This window comes from Bradyrhizobium sp. 521_C7_N1_3 (genome assembly GCF_052075975.1).
GTDB lineage: Bacteria > Pseudomonadota > Alphaproteobacteria > Rhizobiales > Xanthobacteraceae > Bradyrhizobium > Bradyrhizobium japonicum.
The window spans coordinates 2,146,667-2,167,862 of the sequence record NZ_CP197232.1 but is presented as its reverse complement, the minus strand read 5'-3'; the positions used below and the strand labels follow the sequence as shown (position 1 = coordinate 2,167,862).

14 protein-coding genes and 4 pseudogenes are annotated in these 21,196 nt (G+C 58.4%); 6 read left to right on the top strand and 12 right to left on the bottom strand.

Features of this window, described 5'->3' with window-relative positions; genetic code table 11:
- Positions 1-646: 646 nt before the first annotated feature.
- Positions 647-2,683, bottom strand: a complete 2,037-nt coding sequence (locus AB7008_RS09825) for a prolyl oligopeptidase family serine peptidase (RefSeq protein ID WP_202949173.1) — start codon at positions 2,681-2,683, stop codon at positions 647-649.
- Between the two features lie 258 nt (positions 2,684-2,941).
- On the opposite strand from AB7008_RS09825, the gene AB7008_RS09820 reads away from it, so the two are divergent.
- Entirely contained in the window at positions 2,942-3,328 is a 387-nt protein-coding gene (locus AB7008_RS09820; RefSeq protein WP_240537804.1) for a Crp/Fnr family transcriptional regulator, read from the top strand.
- Positions 3,329-4,129: 801 nt separating this feature from the next.
- Here AB7008_RS09820 and AB7008_RS09815 read toward each other — a convergent pair.
- Positions 4,130-4,342: a helix-turn-helix domain-containing protein gene (locus AB7008_RS09815; RefSeq protein ID WP_028153753.1), complete on the bottom strand. Its 213-nt coding sequence runs from the start codon at positions 4,340-4,342 to the stop codon at positions 4,130-4,132.
- Between the two features lie 593 nt (positions 4,343-4,935).
- Here AB7008_RS09815 and AB7008_RS09810 point away from each other — a divergent pair.
- The 3 genes and pseudogenes from AB7008_RS09810 to AB7008_RS09800 all read left to right on the top strand — a co-directional run bounded on the left by AB7008_RS09810 (position 4,936) and on the right by AB7008_RS09800 (position 7,657).
- Positions 4,936-5,731, top strand: a pseudogene (locus AB7008_RS09810) (isocitrate lyase/phosphoenolpyruvate mutase family protein).
- A gap of 141 nt (positions 5,732-5,872) precedes the next feature.
- Positions 5,873-6,667, top strand: coding sequence for a phosphocholine cytidylyltransferase family protein (locus AB7008_RS09805; RefSeq protein ID WP_441258786.1), 795 nt, complete (start codon positions 5,873-5,875; stop codon positions 6,665-6,667).
- Positions 6,668-7,033: 366 nt separating this feature from the next.
- Complete coding sequence (locus AB7008_RS09800; RefSeq protein WP_375790951.1) at positions 7,034-7,657, top strand: CDP-alcohol phosphatidyltransferase family protein; 624 nt, start codon at positions 7,034-7,036, stop codon at positions 7,655-7,657.
- A gap of 402 nt (positions 7,658-8,059) precedes the next feature.
- Here the strand turns inward: AB7008_RS09800 and AB7008_RS09795 are convergent, their stop codons facing one another.
- From AB7008_RS09795 to AB7008_RS09760, 8 genes are all read right to left on the bottom strand, one after another.
- Positions 8,060-9,778 carry an asparagine synthetase B family protein gene (locus AB7008_RS09795; RefSeq protein ID WP_441258785.1) on the bottom strand — a complete coding sequence of 573 codons (1,719 nt, stop codon included), beginning with the start codon at positions 9,776-9,778 and terminating at the stop codon, positions 8,060-8,062.
- 800 nt (positions 9,779-10,578) lie between these two features.
- The gene (locus AB7008_RS09790; RefSeq protein ID WP_041959868.1) at positions 10,579-11,388 is read right to left on the bottom strand and encodes a phosphodiesterase; all 810 of its coding nucleotides are present in this window, start codon (positions 11,386-11,388) and stop codon (positions 10,579-10,581) included.
- Complete coding sequence (locus AB7008_RS09785; protein WP_041959870.1) at positions 11,385-12,932, bottom strand: ABC transporter substrate-binding protein; 1,548 nt, start codon at positions 12,930-12,932, stop codon at positions 11,385-11,387. The genes AB7008_RS09790 and AB7008_RS09785 overlap by 4 nt, the downstream gene beginning before the upstream one ends.
- 41 nt (positions 12,933-12,973) lie before the next feature.
- On the bottom strand, positions 12,974-13,852 hold the full coding sequence (locus AB7008_RS09780) for an ABC transporter permease (protein WP_370115726.1): 879 nt from the start codon (positions 13,850-13,852) through the stop codon (positions 12,974-12,976).
- Positions 13,849-14,775 (bottom strand): ABC transporter permease, encoded by a 927-nt coding sequence (locus AB7008_RS09775; protein ID WP_370115728.1) that lies wholly within the window; start codon positions 14,773-14,775, stop codon positions 13,849-13,851. The genes AB7008_RS09780 and AB7008_RS09775 overlap by 4 nt, the downstream gene beginning before the upstream one ends.
- Positions 14,775-15,773: an ABC transporter ATP-binding protein gene (locus AB7008_RS09770; RefSeq protein ID WP_370115729.1), complete on the bottom strand. Its 999-nt coding sequence runs from the start codon at positions 15,771-15,773 to the stop codon at positions 14,775-14,777. The genes AB7008_RS09775 and AB7008_RS09770 overlap by 1 nt, the downstream gene beginning before the upstream one ends.
- On the bottom strand, positions 15,770-16,744 hold the full coding sequence (locus tag AB7008_RS09765; RefSeq protein WP_441258784.1) for an ABC transporter ATP-binding protein: 975 nt from the start codon (positions 16,742-16,744) through the stop codon (positions 15,770-15,772). The genes AB7008_RS09770 and AB7008_RS09765 overlap by 4 nt, the downstream gene beginning before the upstream one ends.
- 23 nt (positions 16,745-16,767) lie before the next feature.
- The gene (locus AB7008_RS09760) at positions 16,768-16,920 is read right to left on the bottom strand and encodes a hypothetical protein (protein WP_370115733.1); all 153 of its coding nucleotides are present in this window, start codon (positions 16,918-16,920) and stop codon (positions 16,768-16,770) included.
- A 746-nt stretch (positions 16,921-17,666) separates the two neighbouring features.
- On the opposite strand from AB7008_RS09760, the pseudogene AB7008_RS09755 reads away from it, so the two are divergent.
- Positions 17,667-17,888: pseudogene (locus tag AB7008_RS09755) on the top strand (IS481 family transposase); the annotation flags it as partial.
- Positions 17,885-17,983, top strand: a pseudogene (locus AB7008_RS09750) (IS3 family transposase); the annotation flags it as partial. The pseudogenes AB7008_RS09755 and AB7008_RS09750, both read left to right, overlap by 4 nt.
- 267 nt (positions 17,984-18,250) lie before the next feature.
- On the opposite strand, the gene AB7008_RS09745 reads toward AB7008_RS09750, so the two are convergent.
- The gene (locus AB7008_RS09745; protein ID WP_370115734.1) at positions 18,251-19,822 is read right to left on the bottom strand and encodes a porin; all 1,572 of its coding nucleotides are present in this window, start codon (positions 19,820-19,822) and stop codon (positions 18,251-18,253) included.
- A gap of 107 nt (positions 19,823-19,929) precedes the next feature.
- A pseudogene (locus AB7008_RS09740) lies at positions 19,930-20,136 on the bottom strand (hypothetical protein); the annotation flags it as partial.
- Positions 20,137-21,196 lie beyond the last annotated feature (1,060 nt).

The following is a 21,196-nucleotide window of genomic DNA, read 5'->3' as shown; positions in this document are numbered from 1 at the left end:
ATGCTCGTTTTTTATCGCATGGTCTATCTGCGGCCGCATTGTGCAAACGACAGAAAGCGCCGTGACGTCGACCACACTTCGATTCAAGGCTTCAGGATCCGGATGACGTTTTGACCTTCGCTTCACTCGTCGCGCGCTAGCGGCTTACAGAAGAGTTGCAGAGCCTCGAACACGCCGCGCTCATCCGGAGCCGAGCTAAAGCGAATGGGATTGATCGTCGTTGAACGACAGGGCGGCCGTGAACTCCTTCGCGCAGCCTGGGATCAGGATAATCAATCCGCGCCATGCCTGCATTGAGCTACGTGACATGCTTTCTCAAGCACGAAGACAGTCCCAGAGCTGCGCTTTAGCTGTTCGCGTTTAGATATTAGCCGCACGCCGGCCATGTCGGACGAACAGGGGTCTGCGAGACAATCCTCAAGGAAGCGCATCTGGCAACTTACCGCCCGCTCGTCATGTTGTGGTTGAACGCCAGGAAACCCGCTCGCCAGCGGTGGAGGCTGTTCAAACCGGTAACTTGCGCATCTGACGACCTTCATCGCGTCTGCCGGCGGCTCATCAGCTCTCTCGCCTTGGGTTCGATGAATTCAGCTGAGCACCGTGAATACGTTGAGATAACCAATGGTCTCAGCCCGCTGACCGAATTTTACTCAGAACAAAGCCGCCTCGATGCATAGGTGTATTCAAGGGCCAGTTGACGCGCATATTCCCTGAGGTTGGCGGCGGCGCTGTGCCCCCCGTCGATGTTCTCGTAATAGAAGTAAGGCTGGCCCAGCGCGGCGAGCTTCGCGGCAGCTTTGCGGCCGTGCGCTGGATGCACGCGGTCGTCTTTGGTGGAGGTAAGAATTAGGGGAGCGGGATAAGTCTTGCCCGCCATCAGCTTCTGGTAGGGCGAGTAGCCTTCGATCCACGCACGCTGCTCGGCAATGGCAGGGTCACCGTACTCGCCGATCCAGGAGGCGCCTGCGCCCAGTTTGGTGTATCGAAGCATGTCAAACAGCGGCACCTTGATGATGGCCGCGTTGAAGAGTTCGGGACGTTGGGTGATTGCGGCGCCAACGAGCAGGCCGCCCTGGCTGCCGCCAATGATTCCGAGCCGGCTCGGACTTGTGATCTTCCGGCGGATCAGGTCCTCGGCAACGGCAATGAAATCATCCCATGTCGTCTGCTTCGTTGCCGTCTGGGCCGCTTGATGCCATTGTGGGCCAAACTCGCCGCCCCCACGCAGGTTCGCCACGACATAGGCATTGCCCTGTTCGAGCCAGAGCCGTCCCACCGGTCCCAGATAAGAGGGCAGAAGCGAAGCCTGGAAACCGCCATAGCCATAAAGAAGTGTCGGGATCGTCCCGTCAAATCTTGCGTTCTTCGGCCGCACCAGAAAATAGGGAATTGACGTGCCATCACGCGAAGTGGCTTCGAGCTGCTCCACGATATGATTGGACGCATCGAAGGCAGCCGGTGTCGTCTTCAACTCCTCAAGGCTTTTGCTTTCGACATCAAAATACCAGACTGAGGTTGGTCTGAGATAGCTCGAGACCGCGAACATGGCTCGGTCCGTTTCATCGGAGGTGGCTAACAGGCTGACATTTGCATGTTCCGGCAGCGGGATGGGCGCCGCGGACCAAGCTCCGTGATCGTACTTATAAGCGAACGCTCTGCTCTGAACGTTCTCAAGGATCGTCAGGATCAACAAATTCTTTGTGGCGCCTAACCCGCTCAGGGCCTGGCGGGGCCCAGGTTGGAAGACGAGCGAGGCTTTGGCACGCATCGGATCCTGTTTCCATTCGGCCAGATCATACGAAATCAGCGATCCGGCGGCGAAGCTGATATCGCCTGGCGGCCTCCAATCTTCATCAAGCCTTACAAGCAGGTGACCACCCACTAGACCGATCATCGCGGCCTTCTTCGGCAGATTGAGCTTGACGGGCCCATTGGGGCGGAAGACCACATACTCGGACTCGAAAGAGCTGATTGCGCGGATCGCGCCGGTCTCATGAATGTTGCCCTCGCTGTCACGAAGCACGAAGGGGGACATCGAAACGTCGGTGGGCTCGCCACGAAAGATCTCGCGAGCCTCACTGAGCGCCTGAGCGCGTTTGAGCTCCTTCACCACAAAGGGGTAGCCGGCTTGCGTCAAAGTCCCCTCGCCCCAGTCACGTGCAACAAGGAGTGTGTCACGATCGACCCAGCTGACGTGCTGCTTGCCCTCTGGGAGATAAAAGCCATCCGCAACGAAGGTCTTGGCGTCGCAGTCGAATTCTCGTATGGACGCGGCATCCTTGCCGCCATCGGAAAAACTAATCAGGCAGAGGCGCTCTTCAGGCGGAAGGCAGCTGCTACCTTGAAAGATCCAATTCCTGTTCTCGGCGACCGCCAAGGCGTCCACGTCGAGAATGGTTTCCCACTGTGGGTCTTGGCTACGATAGCTCTTAAGCGTGGTGCGCCGCCAGATGCCGCGCAGGTGGTTCTCGTCTCGCCAGAAATTCTCCAAAGCTCGCCGTTCCAACGAAACGTATGCGATCCTATCCTTGGCCTGCAGGATGGAGAGCGCCTGTTCGTAGAAGTGCCGATAGCGAAGATCTGACTGGAGCACCCCGAGCGTCTTCTCGTTCTCGGCGCGGGCCCAAGCCACTGCGTCTGGCCCTTCGATCTCCTCGAGCCAAAGGAATGGGTCATCAGTCACCGTTCCGTTCGCTCCTGTGAAAGCCCCGTGGAAGTGAAGCGGGATTCGAAAGCAGCGTAGCGGACAAGAGTGATGTTTTCATGGACTTGCTCCGGCTGAGGTCCAGCGGCCACGCTCGCGGGCCCTGGCGCGTCAAGCAGACGCGGCGGAAAGCACGGAAGCGCATGACACAGCGCCGCTTGCGCTATGTCGCGGACCATCCACTGCAAGCTGCGTGCCGGCTAAAGAGCCACAAGCCTCAAGGATCTTCGTCGGATCATGAAAGTGCATCCCGAGATTAGAGACCATCTGTTCGAGTACGTGCAAGCGCTGACATTTCAGTGCGTCCAGACAGGATTGTGCGGGGTACGGCACCATCGTGAACAGCGCCTCGCGAGCTGGATTTGCCTTGCTGGTGATGACTCCCGCGTGCTGCCAGTCACCCACGATTACCTGTCCTCGGTGCTGGGACTGCGCCGCGCGGGGGTGACCGAAACATTGATCCGCTTCGAGGAGCAAGCCCTGATTCGCAAGATGCGAGGCGTCTTGCAGATCGATGAACACAAATTACTCGAAAATAAAGCGTACCGTTGCTACAAGTTCGTCTCAGCTGCCTATGCTCCCTCCTTATCAGTCCGCGCTCTCGGTGAAGAACAGACGAGCTAGCAACTCGCCACTGGCGTTCTGCGTCCTTCGGGTGCTTGTGACCGCGAACTTGAGACAATTCGCCCCGAGAAGGTCACCCCGTCACCAATCAATCGCTCCCCTTGCGCCGTGTAGCGGGCGGTGGGTGACCGGTCGTCGGCGATACCTGGCTGGTCAGCTGGCGGTTGTCGCGACGCTGACGCGTCGTCGTTCAGCCGCGCGATGCGTCCGGCCATTAGCGGGCGGCCGGACGATGAAACGCAATTCAAGGTTGAGCATCAACGCAAGATCCTGCTGCCTTGGCCCAACGAGTTCGGTTGCCGACCAGCCGAGGCCTGTCGTATCTTGTATATTGATCATGACATTTTCCACGGCGCAGCCCGCCAGCCGACTTCGTCAATTGGGTGCCCGGCGCATGGATAGTGTCCCTTCCGAAGATTCCTGGCAGCCAAGACAAGGCCCGGCGAGTCATCTCACGCTCAGAATTCTGATTGTCGCCTACGCCAGCGCGACCCGCAGCGATACGTTCCATTGATGTCACCGACCAATTCTCGCAATTGATCACAACGTTGACACTGCGCTCCGACCGGCAGTCACGTTTTCAAGAGCGTTATGCGTCGATTATCTCACCTCGCCTAGTGGTCCGCGGCGCCCGCAGTGACGATCGGCGACCGAATAAAAGCACGCCCCTATTCATAGTAACAGCGCCTGTATGGCTATACAGCTGCGGTCGCGTAATTCGCTTCGCATTGCGCTGGAGCAACCCACAGTCGCCCCTTACATTTCGCTAGATCTGCATCAGCGGCAGCGGAATGGCGGCCGTTACTCAATAAGACGCAACCGCCGCGCCTTGACGACGCACTGGGTACGGCTGGTCGTTTCCAGCTTTCGCATTGCATTTTTGACATGAAAGTTGACGGTGTTCTCGCTTACTTTCAAGATGACTCCGATGGCCCAGGATGACTTCCCTTCCTCGACCCATCGCAAGCACTGTCTTTCCCGTGACGACAGACCAACCCCTTGCACATCCGCCATGAGTTTCTCCTGGAGCAGAGAGGACGTGGAACGAGATCAGCAAATGCCATACCAGTCCGTGGCACCTCAAACTCTCGCGGCAGGACAAGATCTTGGGAGATTGCCGGTTCACTTCTCCGGAGACTGCCACCCAACTGCAGCCCTATCGACGGATTGCGACATATGTCGAAAACGCAACAGCAGCAACTACGACAACCATAGCAGTCCATATTTGCTCAACATCTGTGTGAGCTGGATATCACCTTTTGGCCAGGCGCCCTCCCGCAAGGGGTGAATGCTCTGTGAAGGGCCCTAGCACCCGGCTTGCGAGCCGAGATCCTTCATTTGCACCAAAGCTTTCCTTTCCAACGTGTCGGCTCGGATCCACCTATCACAACAGCCCCGGGTTAGGCGCCCATCCTATGGCGATCATGCAAGCTTTTACGTGCGAATCAACTACCAACGCTGGTCATTGATCGGCATCACAACAAAAAGTATGAGCAGTGCAGCTTGCGCCAATCGAAGGCCGGCCTCAGGACTTCTGTATGAAGTATCAACCACAATCCGCTCGGCCCAACGCAGGTCATCAATGCACTCCGCCGCCGCCTGTCGAAATGCTTCGTGCCCAGGTCTGCTCGAATGGCGAGCTCTCGTTTCTGATGGAGGCGCATGACGGCCTGTCCGCGACAATCGCCCAGCGCTCAGGATTCAAGGGGCTCTGGGCGTCCGGTCTGTCCATTGCGTGTTCTCTAGGTTACCGCGACGCGAACGAAGCATCGTGGAGCCAGCTTGTCGACGCCGTTGAGCGGATCGTGGATTCAAGCCAACTTCCTGTCCTGGTTGACGGCGACGGCGGCTTCGGGAACTTCGACAATGCCCGCCTACTGGCTCGTAAGCTCCGTGAGCGTGCCGCTGCGGGTGTTGCACTGGAAGACAGCTGCTTTCCGAAGATGAACTCCTTTGTCGGCAATCGTCATCCCCTCGCGGAGGTCAATGAGTTCTGTGGCCGCTTGCAGGCAGTAAAGGACACGCTAGCGACGGATCTCGTCCTTGTGGCTCGAATCGAAGCGCTCATCGCCGGCCATGGTATGCACGAAGCACTTTCACGCGCTCACGCGTACAGGGAAGCCGGAGCGGATGCGATCCTCATTCATTCGCGAAGCAGCTCCGCAGACGAAATTCTTTCATTCGCACGCGCCTGGCAGAACAGCCTGCCCGTCGTCATCGTTCAACCATTCCATGCGAGCCGCGGTCAGCGCGATGCGGCAACTCTGCGACCGCCTCTTCGCTGAGGAGAACGCGACAACGATCGAGCCGAATATCGCAGACCTCGAAGAGGTGTTTGACATGCTCCAATACGATGAGCTCGCCAGGGCTGAGAAGCGGTACCTTCAGCCCAATAAGCGATAGCAATGATTTTGTTTGGCCCCATTCACTCTGCTTTGGCCAACAGGGGCTGGACCTTAAGTTGGAATCTCACAGAGGTGATACGCACATCACCTGACGCTCTGCAGCGAAACCGATACGCCTGTTAGTTGGGGCGAACAAACAATGAGTAATACCCCAAGAAAGGCCGTCATTCTCGCAGCTGGTGTCGGCTCGCGCCTGAGACCGCTGACAGATCTGCGTCCAAAGCCTTTGGTCGAAGTCAACGGCACGCCTATCCTCTTCAATGCTCTGCGTAATCTGGACATAGCCGGGGTGAAAGACGTCACTATCGTGGTCGGCTATCGAAAGGACGCCATTCAATACGCGTGCGGTCAGCGCTTTGGCACGCTGGAGATCAATTATCTCGAGACGCCCGCATTCGAGCGTACCGGAAGCGCCTATTCGCTGTGGCTCGCGCGAGACTCACTTCTGTCGGGCGACTGCTATTTGCTCGAAGGGGACGTCTTTTTCGAGGAGGATGTTCTACGCTGCTTGATGGGCGAGGCTCCTGATGCCGCCGCCGTAGCTCCCTTTACCGAAATCATGCAAGGATCCGCCGTTTTTCTGTCGGATAGCGGACTGATTTCCGCGTTCCGGATGAAGCAAACCTCGGCAAGCCGCCCCGCCGACCGTCCGCCCCTCTTTAAAACACTCAATGTGATGCGGTTCGCGGCTTCGACTCTCAGAACCATGATTGTTCGAGCGCTCAACGAGATCATCGGCTCCGGCGCGACGCGGGCCTACACTGAAGAACTGCTCGCCTATCTGATTGAACAGCGCGGACTGCAGCTTGCGGCAGCCCGATGCGATGGTCTTAAGTGGTACGAGATCGACACACCCGTCGATCTGCAGATCGCCGAAACCATCTTCGCGAGCCGGCCGGTATTGCGGCAGCGACCGAGTTTAGACAATAAGTGAGAAATTGCCCGCTTGGACACCGGAGCCGAAGCCAATCGACCTGCAGATCTGATGTCCATGTCGATCAACCAACGGCAAGTATTGCCTGGTCACCACTTTGGCGCTCCGCCGCTGGTGCTCCTTGCTATCCTGGCGGACTCCCTCTCCTTCGATCCGATCAAAGGGCAATAGGTACGAGGCCAGCCCAAGCTCGAGAAAGCGATGGGCCTGGGCAACCAGAACGAGATTTGTTGATTGCGATTGATGAGGAAATGACCTGCTTGCAATCGAAAGGAGAAATCTACGCTCTAGAGGACAGGGGCGGACTAGCGTTGCCGCAGCAAGGCACCTCGTCAAGTGGACATAGAAAACAGCAGGAGCAAAGAGATGATTGAATACCTGGTTGATCGTGCAAATGCAATCACGGCTTGCTCCTATGTCTTCGCAGTCGTCGGCGTCTTCCTAGCCCTGAATGGTAGACCGGAGCTCGGCGCTGCCGCGATGCTTTGGACATGGTTTTTGGATCATTGGGACGGGCACATTGCTCGCAAGACCCGTCGTATGCGTCTGCCGGGAATGGCTGAGTTCGGACAAAGCTTCGATGGCTTTGCCGATTTTGTACATGGGGTCTGGTTTCCCGCCGTCATTATCATCCTTGTGGGTGACGGCTCGGGAATCTCGTTTGGTGCCAGCCTCGTGCTCGTCGTGTCGGGTGCGATCAGGCTGAGCTATTTCGAAAATGTCGGCCTAACGGCTGACGCGAAGTTCATCGGAATTCCAGTTTCGTATGGTACGCCCTTATTGGCTGTGATGTTGCTGATTCGGCCACTCATCTGGGCGGAATTGTTCCCGACAGTTCTGGCTCTCGCTTTCACAGCACTTGCTACTCTCTACGTCTCCACCTTTGTGCGGGTTCCAGCGATACAGGGCCGCGCAATTCCAATTGCAACGATCGGAGCGATCGCGCTTTCGGTGGCCCTGGTAGCGATCAGCTTGTCTAGTCCCAGCTAAGCGGGCCGTCCCGTGCCGGCGCAGCTGGCCCCACGACCAATCTGGTGCGGCGGAAAGTAAGGGCACTACGAGGAGGCAATTGTCTGGTTGCTGATCCTTCGGTTGATTCGGAACAACGTGATGGCGACATAAGCCGGACGGGACGACGCGCTCCAGCCCACGGATAGCACACTCAGCCGGTTTACACGTCCAATGTCTGAACATAGGTCGCGAGAATTCACCGGCTCACGATGCATTACCGGCCATTGGCAAGATTGCGAATGGAGTGTTCGACGTCATGGAGCCCGCGCACTGCAAATCACAAGCCATTGTCCCGGGGCGGGCTGTTTTGGTTCCCGCGATCGGTCGTGTGCGCCTGGAAAGCGCCGCACCGCCGGCCGAGCTGTTATCGCCTTCCTCTGGCTATAGTGAGATTGGTCCGATATCCTTCCTCGCATCACCGAGAAAGTCCTCACGGCGGTCGACAAATTGCTGCGTCCAGATTTCCGCGGTTATCGCATTCCAAAGCCAACGAACTTCGACAGGTTGGTAGGGCCGCTTTCCGCGTCTCAGCAGGCGCTCCACATCTGCCAGGTTGACGATCCTAACTCGGGCTCGCCTGCCCGGGGCGAACAGCCGCGAATACAAATCGTCGATCACATCGGCCATGTCGGCGTCATACTGAAACTGTTGAATATACTTCTTTCTGTGCGTGACGACGCGCGGAAGAACGAGCTCCGCAGCCTTGCGGAGAATCGCCTTCACTTGAGTTGGACCAACCTTTTGGCGATCGGGGATTCGGAGCGCTAGATCTATCAGGTGCTTACTGGCGTAAGGCATGCAAGATTTAAGGCCAAACTCCGCCGCGAGCACCTCCTGCGCCCCCATCCTATTGTCCCATGAAGCCAATGCTGAGCCCAACATCCGGAAAAGCGGCGCGTCTTCATCAACAAAGGTCATTTCTTCTGTTGCCAGGCGACTTTGGTTCTGACCGGCTTTGCACGGCGCTGGCAAAGGGTGGCTGCCTTTCGTTGCACGGAAGATCGCACGGGCCAGCCAAGAAGCCGGAAGCGTGCCCGAGCACTCCGCAGAGCGCAGCTCGCGCAGAAGCCTTTTGGCGCCGGGCACATGACGTCCAAGCCATAGTCGGCGATGCGCGGGCATTCCTGCAAACAGTGTGTCGCACATATTTCCTGAAAACAGCGTGTCGACCTTCCCGACCGCCCCGCGCGCCAACGCATAGAGCTGCGGGAACTCATCATAGCCACCTGGGTCTTCCAAGCACCAGACTGTCGTCGGCAGCAGCTCGATCAGATCTTTCGGTCTGACGATGATCTCGTGGTGACAGGTTCCGAGAACCGACGACGTCTGCCGCGCACCAGCAATATCCGGATCGGACTCGCCGTGTCCGACCGTAAAGGTGCACAACCGCGTTCCAGGTAGGCGCTTGCGCAGCAGAGCCGCGATGAGCGCCGAATCGACGCCGCCACTCAGCGACACACCAATTCTGCCAGTTGCATCATGGGCATACGCATTGACAGATCTTTCGACCGCTTCGAGGACAGCTTTGGGCGAGACGGGCTGGCTCGGCGCCTCGTATTCGCAAGGCCGGGGCTTTGTGCGGACAATTTTCGGCGCCTCTAGGCCGACGATGACGGCGCTGCCGGGCAAGACTGGCCGAATGTCGTTGAAAAAGGTTCGACCAGGGGGGGCCCAACCGTTGTAAAGGAACGTATTGATCGCCGGCAGGTCAGGTTCGGAGCTGATCTGCGATACTGCAAGAAGCGCCTTATAGTGCGTCGCAAAGGCGGTCCAGTCCTTTCCCTGTGCAAAGACGAGCGGCATCACCCCGAACGGGTCACGGGCCAGGACCAAACTGCAAAGCGAGGCATCCCAGACGGCAATCGCGTAATGTCCATCCAAGTCATCAAAAAACTGGATGCCCTGTCTTCGATAGCCCTCCGCGACGTCATGCACGGAGAGTGACACCCCTTCCGCATTAAGCAGATGCCCCGTAGAGGCAATCAGCGTATTGCCCGAACGCGCCAGGCCACCATCAGAGCCAGCGCGGATAGCGAAGTGCGCCGGACCATATTCCCAAATGTGAACCTCTGATCCGCCTTGCGGGAGCAGCCGTCCCATTCGTCTCATCAGCGATCCGTCAATGCGACCCACAAATCCACACATGCTGCTCATCAAAGATCTCGCTCGGCCGATGTTGAAAGACAGCTACAAGGCGAGCCAATGTTATCGGGATCGATCGGGCTTGATGTGCTCATGGCAGCTCACGTTCACGAGGATCCACGCTACTCGGCACCAGATCGTGGTCACCGTGACAGAACCTTTGATCGGATCCCCGATCCGAGCCGACCACGCCGATCAAAGAACCCAGGCTCATGATCGCAGCGCGGTGAAGCCCCTCATTTCCAGATATCTGACGCTTGCGGGAGCAAAAGAGTCGCGGAGGATGTCCAGCTGGTATGGCGCCGATTCAAAGCCGAGGCGGACGCGTTGCGCGTCTGGCGGACGCAGACACACCAGACGAGGTTCGCAGCGATAAGCCAACTACCAATGCTGGTGATTGATCTAGATATCAGATGCATGCATGGATTGGACTTTACCGGATCGGGTCGTAGCGCCAATGCGGTTCGACATGCGTCCTCGACAGGTTTGGATGTCGTCATCGGCTCTGGTGCCTGCTTTTTTCGACCGGACCGGAAACCATCCAAGATCTGTCCGAATAGCAACTTCGGTCATAAATTTGTATGATGGAATCGTCCACTGCGCGCCAAAGGCGGGGAGCCTGCGGATGCCGCGGCGTGATGATCCGGCAAATAACAGGGTGGCCATGTCCATAGCCACCTGAGGGGACGTTGATTTTGACTATTTGCCCTGCACCAGCGCCATCAAACTCGCTCCAAGCTCTGCTTCCTCGGGAATTGTCACGGAGAGCAGGACGGAAGTGTCGTGTCCGGAATGATGTCGATGATTTTGGCGTCCCGGATCGCGTGGGGATGCACCACGACGTCGCGGCCGCTGACCAAAATGATACTGAAGTATGGCTCGACCTCGATATGGCGGACGATGTCAGTCTGAAAATCCAGCATGACTTGATGGGTCAGGCCGGCCGCGACTGTAAATGGGATGCCTCGCCAGGAGCCGGCGACATTTCGATGCATGTGGCCAAAGAACATGTGGCGGATGCGCGAGCTGAACGGGGCGATGACATCCCAAAGTTCTTCCTCGCCCTGCAGCGCGATCTGATCGAGCCGCTTCAGCCCTACTTTGACTGGCGCATGATGCATGAACATTAAAACTGGCTTATGGCTCTCCGTAAGCTGTGTCCTGAGCCATTCGAGGCGCACAGCATCAAACGCACCGCCATGCGTTCCGACGGCCCAGGTATCAAGCAGAAGACCAACATGATCTTGCAGATCGAATCTGCTGTGGGCGTAACCGTCAGCGGCCAAATGCTCTGGAAAGATCGCGCCGAATACGCTGCGATGATCATGGTTACCCACGGTGATATGCAGCGGAGGCAAGCAGAACTCCGCCACGACATCTCGGAACAGTTCATAGGACGCTCGATCCGCCCGATCGGTGACGTCGCCGCTGATGACCAGCGCTGCCGCATCGGAATGGTAGACTTCGATCTCGGAAAGACAAGCTCGTAGACGGGCCTGCGGGTCAATCCCTCGCAGCAGGCTTCCACTCGGGACCAGATGTGGATCGGTCAACTGGATGATTTTCATTGTCTCGCGCTGTTTGCTGGGTTGAAAGGCCCGAAATCCATGACCAGGGCAGCATAGGGCTCCCAGGCAAGCTTCCGGCGCTTGGCGTAGAAAGCGCCATTGTTGTGCAGGATGATGAAGGGTACTTCTTCTGCAAAGATCTTGAGGGCAGCTCGGGCGAGCTGCTTGCGCTCTTGGCCATCGCTTGATTGCGCGTAAGCGGCGCCGATCGACTGATACTGCGGCGAATCCCATATCTTGAGGGCGTGCTGGCCGCCGCCTGGGCCGTACTGACGCCAGACCATGGAGGTCGGGTCGGGCCAGGATGGCAGAAAGGATTCATCCCAGATCGCGCTCAATGGTTTTGTGTAGACCTGGCTGAAATTCTCCATCTGATGGAGCACGACGTTGACGCCGACAGCCTTCCACATCTGCACCAAGATTTGCGCCGTCAGCACCTGGTTTGGATACCAATTGTTGAGCAGACGGTAGGCAATTGGATGGCCATTGTAGCCGGCTTCGCGCAGTAACGCGCGTGACCTGTCGGGATCGTAGGCAGGTGCAGGAAAGGTAGGATCATAGACGTCCCCGAATATCGGATATTGCGCCCCATGTGGAACATCGATTCGTCCTCGCCAGAGCTGCGCCATGATGAGTTCGCGGTCGATCGCAAGGCTCAGCGCCTGGCGAATACGCCGGTCCGATAGCCATGGAGCGGTCGTATCGATCGCGAGCACGCGCAGATTGGATATGGCACCCCCGACAACATCGAACCGGGAGGTCTCAATGGACTCGAACTGATCCGGCAGTAGATCCGATATCAGATCATAGTCGCCCGCCAAAAGGCCATTGACCCGCGAAGCAACCTCAGGAACGATCCGGAACTCGATGCTGGCGAATGGCGGAAGGCCGCCCCAATACTCATCGTGAGACTTGAGGATCAGACTGACATCCTTCCGGTTGGACATCACACGATACGCACCAGCACCGATCGGCGCCTTGAACCAGTTTTCCCAGCTGCCGGCGTTGCGAAAGGCTGCTTCGCTGACGATTTGGGCACTCCAAGCGGCGAGCTTCTTATCGATCGCGGGATCGGGAATCGTTGTCGTGACAAGGACTGTGCTCGGTCCCGTCGCCTGCACCGAGGCGATATTCTGCTGGTATTGCGAGGCGATCGTATTGCCGGTCCGGGTAGGACCGAGCCTTCGCTCTTTGCCAAGCGAAAACACGATATCGCCGGTAGTTACGGTCGAGCCATCGTGAAACTTGACGCCGGGGCGGAGCGTGAATTCGACGCTAGTGCTGTCGATACGTCGCCAACTTTCCGCGATGGCTGGTTTGACGGCCATGTTGTGGCTAAAGTCGATGCGTAGCAGGCCATCGAACGCATTGGAGAGCATCCGTAGCGCCGGCGTGTTGTTGAGCATCACCGGGTCCGCGTAGTCCGGCTGCGTCGGCACAGCGACGACGATCCTGGGTCGCCCTGATTGGGCGAAAGCCAATTCAGGCACCGCAGCTCCAAGCGTAACAGCCTTCAGCAGGGACCTTCTACTCAGGCCGGGCATGGGACGTCCTTTCTTGATAGAGCAAAGAGCGCAAACAGCTATCAGAGCGTGCCGTCGAGGCGATCGCGCAGCCAGTCGCCAATGAGCGAGACCGATAGCGCCATCAGCGATATGACGACTGATGGAATCATCAAAATCCAAGGAGCGCGGGCGAGATAGTCGCGGCCGTAGCCCACCATGGCGCCCAGCGATGTCGATGGCGGCTGCACGCCGAGGCCAAGAAAGCTCAAGCCGCTTTCGACCAGGATAATCTCTGGAAACGAGATGGTCGTTGATACGATCAGCGTCGCGGCCACGTTGGGAAGGATGTGGCGCCAGTAGACGTGAAGGGGACGGGCACCGAGCTGGCGGACGGCGCCGGCGTAACCTTGAGCATTGGCGCTAATCGCAAGGCCCCTGGCGATCCGCGCATAACGTTCCCATCCATGCAGCGCAAGCAGACAGATAAAGACCGCAAGCGAGTTTCCGATGAAGGCAAGCACCGCGAGCGCCAGGATCAGAAATGGCATTGTGGCCTGGAAATCGACCAGGGCCAGGATGGCTTGTTCGATCCAACCACGAAAATGAGCGGCAACAAATCCGAGCGTGGTGCCGAGCACCGCTCCGACACCAGTCGCACCAAGCCCGATGAAAGCGCTCATCTGGATGGACAAGACCAAGCGGGACAACATGTCCCGTCCAAGCTCGTCCGTGCCGAACGGATGAGCAAGCGAGCCGCCCCATCCGATCGGCGGCGACAAACGAGCTTTCAGATCGATCGCTGCCGAGTCATAGGGGATAACCAATTGCGCCAGCAAGGCGGTCGTCCCCAGAAGGAGAAGATATGCGAACGCGAGGCGGATAACGAGCGGTGTGCTTGGCGCTCGCGCGGCATTCAGCTTCGACGATAACGGTTCGGCTATGATCCTCTGCAGCATCATGCATGCCCTCCCCGCCGGATTCGCGGGTCGAGCAGGCCGTAAAGGAGGTCGACGGCAAGGTTGCAGGTCACCATGGCTACGGCGATGAGGAAGAGCACGCATTGGACAATGGGCAGATCACGACTAGCGACCGAAGACACCAGCAGCCTGCCGACTCCTGGCCATGAAAACACGCTTTCGACCAAAACCGCGCCGGCGATCAGCTGTCCGACCATGAGGCCTAAGAGCGTGACCGTCGGGATTGCCGCGTTGGGCAAAGCATGCCGGCACACGATCGAGTGGGCCGGCACGCCTTTGGCCCTTGCGGTGCGGATATAGGGCTGCTCCAGTACGTCCAGCATGGCGCTACGGGTGTAACGCGCAAGGACCGCTGCGCTGCCGGCTCCCAGCGTGAGGACCGGGAGGATGGCGTGCTGCCAACTGCGTGCACCGCCGGACGGCAGCCAAGAGAGCCAAACCGAGAAGACCAACACAAGCAGTAAACCAAGGACAAAGGAGGGGATCGTGAAGCCTGCCACCGCCACAAGCATGATGCCGCGATCGAGAACGCTGTTGCGGCGGAGCGCAGCTAAGATGCCCGCCGGAATACCGATGAACACATTCATGAAGAGCGCGGGCACTGTAAGCATAAGCGTGACAGGAACACGCTCCGCGACGACGGCAAGCGCGTCACGACCTTCGCGCATCGAATTACCGAAGCTGCCAGTAATGACATGCGCCACATAGTCCAGGAATTGTACCCAGATTGGCTGATCGAGTCCCCAAGCTTTTTGGAACGCTTCACGGGCTTGTGCCGATGCATCATTGGAGAGGATCTCTAGCGCCGGATCCCCCGACAGGCGCAGCACAATGAATGCAAAACCGACCACAACAACAATCGTGATCATTGTGCGCGCGAGCCGCGTCAGAGCAAACCAAGCCATCAATGCGCCCTCGCCAGTTGAAGCAGCTCTGGTTCGCTAACCAGGTGGCAGGCGACCTTGCGGCCAGCAACTCCGCTGTTGAGGAGCATGGGCCGCAGATGGCGGCAGGTTGGCCGAGCAAGGGGGCAGCGCGGATGGAAATCGCATCCGCCAGGGCGCTCAGTCGGGCACGGCGGATCACCCGCGAGGGTGATCCGTCGTGTCCTCGGCTTACGCGCGTCCGGCACGGCCGAGACCAAGGCACGTGTATAGGGGTGAAGCGGCGCCTGCAGGATGTCATCGGTTGCCCCCTCCTCGACGATCCGACCGAGATACATGACCGCGAGACGCTTACTGATCTGCCGCACGGCGCGAAGATCGTGGCTGATGAACACCATCGCGACCCCGAACTGATGCTGGACCTCGGCAAACAGGTTGATCACCTGAGCCTGGATCGAGACATCGAGCGCCGATATCGGCTCGTCACATACGAGCAGGTCCGGCGACGTTGCCAGGGCACGTGCGAGCACCACACGTTGTCGTTGGCCGCCCGACAATTCATGCGGCAAGCGGGTCCCATGCTCCTCGGAGAGACCCACGCGCGCCAGAAGTGTTGCCACTTGGGCCATCCGCTTCGCCGCCTTGTCAACACCATGAATGACGAGCGGCTCAGCGACCTGTTCAGCAACGGCAAGCCGCCCGTCCAGTGCTCCCAACGGATCCTGGTAGACGAGTTGCATCCTTGCGCGCAGCCGCCGCCAGGCTGCAGTTTTGCTGGGCGGCATGACGTCATTGTCAAATTTAACGAGGCCCGCATCTGGCTTTTCAAGGCCGAGCACCAGGCGTCCGAGCGTCGACTTCCCGGAACCGGATTCTCCGACCAGACCGAGCGTCTCGCCCTTGGCTAGCGAAATCGAAACCCCATCGACGGCCAACACCCGATGCCGCGGCGCGAACGGACTGCCCGATGAGGGATAGGTCTTTGCAAGACCTTGGGCCAGGAGAAGTGCATCGTTCACGCCACGATCTCCAAAGGCTTGGCGTCATCCGCCCGCACGCACGCGACCAGCCAGCCGTCGCGGTCGGTGCGGAGATCGGGTTCCAGGTGGTCGCAGATGCCGGCACGATGTCGGCATCGCGGGGCAAAGGGACAGCCTTGGTGCGGAAAGCGTCCGTTGGTGACAGCTGCCGAAATGCCGTTTAATTGCTGCAAAGGCCCATCAAAACTTGGAAGCGCCTCGAGCAAGCTGCGCGTATAAGGGTGACGTGGTGCAGCAAACAAGTGGTCGACGGGCCCGGCCTCAACAACCCGGCCGGCATACATCACATAGGCGCGGCTGCAGACCTCGGCGATCACGCCGAGATCGTGCGAAATCAAGACCAAAGCCATTTCGGTTTCACGCTGGACATCGCGCAAGAGATCGAGAATTTGCGCCTGGACGGTTACATCCAGCGCTGTGGTCGGCTCATCAGCGATCAGTAAGTCAGGCCTGCCGGCCAATGCCATGGCGATCATGACCCGCTGGTTCTGTCCGCCCGATAGTTCGTGGGGGTAGGATTTGAGCCGTCGCGCGGCAGAGGGAATACGGACGAGATCGAACAGGCGCTTGGCTTCGGCCCGCGCGGCCGCGCGGCCCATGCCGCGATGCAGCTGCAGGACCTCGATCACCTGGCGACCGACCGTCAGAACCGGATTGAGTGCGCTTTGGGCATCCTGGACGATCATCGCGATCCGCTTGCCGCGAATGCGCGACAGGCTTTTGCTCGACGCCCCGAGGAGCTCTTGGCCGTTCAGCCGGGCGCTCCCCGAGATCACTGTACTGGCCGGCAGTAAAGCGAGAGTGCCGAGCCAGGTCACTGACTTTCCCGATCCACTCTCTCCAATGATGCCGACGGCTTCGCCCCTGCGGATCTGAAGATCGATCGCTCGCACGGCTCTGGTTGCTCCAAAGCTGACCGACAGCTGTTCGATGCTCAGGAGCTCGCGCACACCTTGCCCCTCGTTCTGGTGCGCTAGCACGCGAGCACCACGAAAATCCCGGAGCGACCCAGTTCCGCTTCGCTGAGTCGTGTATCGCCCATCACCTGCGCAGACGGGAAGGAAACAGCAAAAGGTGCAGCCATGGGGCCACACTGCTTCAGACTTTCGGGCACGAACGATGCCATTGCAGGTTCCTTTCACATCGGCAAGATCGCTGCAAAACCGGACGGTGCTAACAAAAACAGTTACCGTTGCACAGCGATGGAGCGAGAGAACTCCAAGACCCTTCCTGCTACAGGCGCATGACACTCATCGTCTAATGAGACGCAAGCATCTAAAAATGCGATGGCAAAAAACCCTTTCCCGAAAAGCCAACCAAAAGAGTGATCTGCCGCTCAGAGAAAGGTGGTCGTATGGCGCGTACGCACACCGCTCTCGTAATCAGGGTCGAGGCTGGCAACCGCAGAGTTTTGGCAGGTGAGATCCTGTTGCCAAAGCGAACGACGCTCCTCCCATCGCTCTCCACCGCCGCTCCAAGATCGAGGCCGATCCGCGGGGCCAACGCTAGCGCATGCGCCGACCTACAGGGATGGAAGCAAAACCGGGACATCAGCGAACCGCGAACTCAAATAGCAAGGATGGTCGACGTCGCTCGTTCTGCCCCTATAAGGCGATTGATCTCGGCTATCAGTCCTTCGCATTTGTGCAGGCCCATCGGTCATGGGGCTCGCGCAAGTCATTAAATCTGGAAAGCCGATTTGGGGAGCCGCAAGGACTGGCGCGTATGACGAACACGGCTCATAGAAGTGGAATGCTACGGGTCCAGCCTTCTCGAGGTTCTCTTGCTCGGTCAGTGCAAGCAAGTCGAGGAGCGGACCGCCCCCATGGTGTCCATCAACGGCGCTGTCACGAATCGAGCTTAGGAAGCGCTATGGGACAAGTTTTACACGGCTGCACCACCACGACGGAGGCAGTCCGTCGAGCAATACAAAATAGTCAAGAGAGCCTGAGAGCCCTCGCCAAGCGCTAGGGGATCAACCAGAAGACTGTCGCGAAATCGAAGCAGCGCGGGACTGTCACCGATCTAACGACGGGCCCCAAGGAAGCCAAGTCGACTGTCCTTTCCATTGAGGAGGAGGCGATTATCGTTTCATCAACGCCTACAACTACGCGCGGAGGCTAAAGACCCTGAAGGGCCTCACGCCTTACGAATACATCTGCAAATCCTGGAATTCCCAGCCAGAATGATTCAAACTCAATCCGCTCCAGAAAATGCCAGGACTCAACACCTAGACCTGTGTCTGGCGAGAGGCGAGCGCCTGTCCCCGCTGTCTATGCCCAAGGATGAACCGTCACGTGGTGTCGGCTCTCACGGCCGGTGAGCAACCCCCGAAAAAGCTCCGTTTGGCCGGGAGCCGATCGGATTCTGCTCACCAACACAGACCTTCATATGCCGTGCGCTTTGGATTTACCGAGCATCTCTGCCCTCCCCGAAAGGCGACGCTCCACAGAACATCACCAGTTGCGCTGCGCCCGGAGCAGCAAGGTCAGTGTGCCCTGATCCTTCAGCTCGTATAGAGCGATCGGCTTGGCGATGGTTGATTGCAGCGGCAGTGTTACCACACTGCCGGTCGCGTACTTCTGATCGAGCATCGTGTAAGCTAGGTCGGCCGAGAAGGTTAAATTCTTGATCGGCGTCCAGCGTGTGATGAGGCCAAGGGCTCCGTAGTTGAAATCCGGGTTACAGCCCGCAAGGCCGCTGGATAGCGAGAGGCCTGCAACAAAGGCTCCGCAGATATAGGCTTTGGCCGTATGGTTGTATCGAACAGCTGCCCAGCCGCCATAGATCCCGGTATTCCAATATGCATTCCAATTGTGGGTGTAACCAGCTCGGAAGCCGTAAGTCGTGGTCAACTCATGTTTAGTGCCGGCCACAAAGACAGAATCAGACAGACCGGCAAGACCCAGGCTTTGATAGGCGCCGGCCATAGCTGTGCCGCCGTACATCGCGTAGGTGGTCGCCATATTCTCGTTGAAGTCGTAGCGGCTCGCACCCTTAGTATACACGCCAGACATGTTGATTGTGTCACCTGGCCCGGTCGGGATGTTCTTGATCGAGAGGGCCAACTGAGCGGCCCACCCCCATTTGTCAGCGGGATGGCCGGTCGTTTCGTCGGCACCGTTGTAAGCAGCATGGTTGTCATGTGCCGCAACGGACGCCTGGAACAGTCCCCAGGCCTGATCCACGCGCAGCATGGCAATGAAGTCTGGGGCGGCCGCACCGCCGATGTCGTTGCCACCATACGCACCCGTCGCGAGCCCAGCTGAGGTCGCAGCGGTCACGTTCCAGACGCTAGTTGTGGCATGAGCGACTTGATCCTGAGCCGAGAAAGACGCGGTAATGCCTTGGCCGAAATCTGCTGTATAAGTGAACTGGTTGACGCCTGTGACCCATCCGGTGCCGCCTGGCAGATCATCGTAATTGTTCGCGGGATAGTTCGTCCAAGGCACCGAGAACTGCGAGATCGCCTTTCCCACGGTGAACCCGGCGAACTGAATGAAGGCTGAGTAGACGCCGAGGGTACCGGCGGCGATGCCACCTGGGCTGGCGTTGTTTGGCCCCTGAACACCGCCGATCGACGCGTAAACGGTCGCACCCGTTCCGGCGCCGCTGTAGGTTCCATCCGTCCAGGTTAGCCCTGTCTCGAAGAAAGTGCGAAGCGTGCCATATTCGGTCGCCGTTCGTGTATCGATATTCAGATCTCCGCGGGAGCGCGACGTATAGGCATTACTGAGGCGCGTTCGGGCGCCCGCCACTCCATTGTAAGCCGGATCGAAATCACTGTTGCTATTCACGACCAAGTCAGTGCGCAGGTAACCGCCGAGTTTGACGCAGGTGTCCGTGCCTGGAATGTAATAGAAGCCAGCGCCATATAACGAGCAGACCTTCACGTACGCGACCGTTTTGTCCCTCAGCGGCAGGTCCGCCGCTTGTGTGCCGCTCCACTCCGCCAATCCTGCGGCAAAGCTGAGAATACCTAACGCAGTCCTGTAGTTAGAATGAGAATACTTACGCCCGAACGTCATTGCCTCTCTCCTTGCCAGCCTTTGTGGCCCGCCCAAGTAGCGTCGGGGAACAACCGTTCGGTGACACGCATCGAATAATGCGATCGAACCCTCCAATTCGATGATGCTTATAGGTAGCTTATAATCAGTGGTTTGATGGCCATCCAAATGGCTGCCTTTGCGGATGGTCGCCGAAAGAACGTCTCAAGGACTGACTGTGCGAACCGCGTGCGCGCCTGGTATGGCAGCGGCGCCGAGAAACAGTCCGATCTGCTCCAACCGCCCAGCGAAATCAGGATTCGAAGCTCCGGGCTCTGCTGCTTCAATTCGGCGAGCTCGGCGAATTGCCACTGATGGAATTAAGGCGCAGTTCTGTCGCAGCAGTCGATATGATCGCCGTATCGACGCTCAGCCGACAGGGCTGATCGTATCGGCGGCGCGATCCAAAGCGGGGACGGGCCCTTCTTGAGGACGGACGTTCTAGGAAGGACCTGAGTCCGGGGTCTCATTCGGCTTATGCACCTAGCTGGCGCCAGCCGAAGCCGGAAAATCGATGATCCTGTCCGCGTTTAAGGTGTCCTTCCAGGGGGGCGCGCAGTGCAACGAAGGCAGCACCCACGGCGGACGATTTCCACAACGCAACACCAGTATTTCGCCGCATTCGAGGAAGGATCTCTTTAGTCAATCAATAGAGACCGGCGAAACGGCTAGAGGAGAGGAGACCGGGACAAAGCGAAGTTTTTCGCATCAATCGCCACGTCCGCCGTTGCGACACCAACATCCTGCGGACCAAAAATCGGCCATGCGCCGCTTTTGACCGTCAGCACGCTATGGCTACGCATTACCGCGACTCTCCCATTGCTAGAACTGATAGGAGAACCCGGTTCGCAATTCAGGTACCCTACACCAGCTGTGCTTGGCACGACCTAACCGCATTAGCCTATGCGGCCGCCACGAAGATGATCCTTGATGTCATTCCATCATGCGCAGTATAAGTCGCCTGGTGAGCCCCGTTCGCGTGACTCCGCCCCACGGATTGTTCTCGTTGGCCGAGATCGGGCCGGTAACTGGGTCGCCTGCGAACGACGGGGCGCGTTTGGCGGCTTCTTTATCAGCCGCACCCAAGCTCTGAGATATGCTCTCTTCGAGAACGGCGGCCATCCGGAGTGCATCATCGAGGTAACGCGTGCAATTGAACTCGATTTTCGGACGCCACAGCCCGAACAGTAGGACGCTCCGCGGCGTCATGCGCTCCGCTACGGGCGAACTCGTATAGTATTATCAGAAGAGCTTTCAGGACGGCCCCGATGCTTTGCTCTCGAACCCTTCCGCACATCACCACGGTGTTGAGCTAAAGCGCAGATCGGCTTCGCCGGCTCAACTCCCGACCCGGAG

Coding starts and splice junctions, on each gene's coding strand:
- AB7008_RS09775 (WP_370115728.1), bottom strand. CDS start 14,775: ATGGCTTGGTTTGCTCTGACGCGGCTCGCGCGCACAATGATCACGATT.
- AB7008_RS09805 (WP_441258786.1), top strand. CDS start 5,873: ATGAGTAATACCCCAAGAAAGGCCGTCATTCTCGCAGCTGGTGTCGGC.
- AB7008_RS09815 (WP_028153753.1), bottom strand. CDS start 4,342: ATGGCGGATGTGCAAGGGGTTGGTCTGTCGTCACGGGAAAGACAGTGC.
- AB7008_RS09820 (WP_240537804.1), top strand. CDS start 2,942: ATGAAAGTGCATCCCGAGATTAGAGACCATCTGTTCGAGTACGTGCAA.
- AB7008_RS09745 (WP_370115734.1), bottom strand. CDS start 19,822: ATGACGTTCGGGCGTAAGTATTCTCATTCTAACTACAGGACTGCGTTA.
- AB7008_RS09780 (WP_370115726.1), bottom strand. CDS start 13,852: ATGATGCTGCAGAGGATCATAGCCGAACCGTTATCGTCGAAGCTGAAT.
- AB7008_RS09790 (WP_041959868.1), bottom strand. CDS start 11,388: ATGAAAATCATCCAGTTGACCGATCCACATCTGGTCCCGAGTGGAAGC.
- AB7008_RS09795 (WP_441258785.1), bottom strand. CDS start 9,778: ATGGGACGGCTGCTCCCGCAAGGCGGATCAGAGGTTCACATTTGGGAA.
- AB7008_RS09785 (WP_041959870.1), bottom strand. CDS start 12,932: ATGCCCGGCCTGAGTAGAAGGTCCCTGCTGAAGGCTGTTACGCTTGGA.
- AB7008_RS09800 (WP_375790951.1), top strand. CDS start 7,034: ATGATTGAATACCTGGTTGATCGTGCAAATGCAATCACGGCTTGCTCC.
- AB7008_RS09760 (WP_370115733.1), bottom strand. CDS start 16,920: ATGGCATCGTTCGTGCCCGAAAGTCTGAAGCAGTGTGGCCCCATGGCT.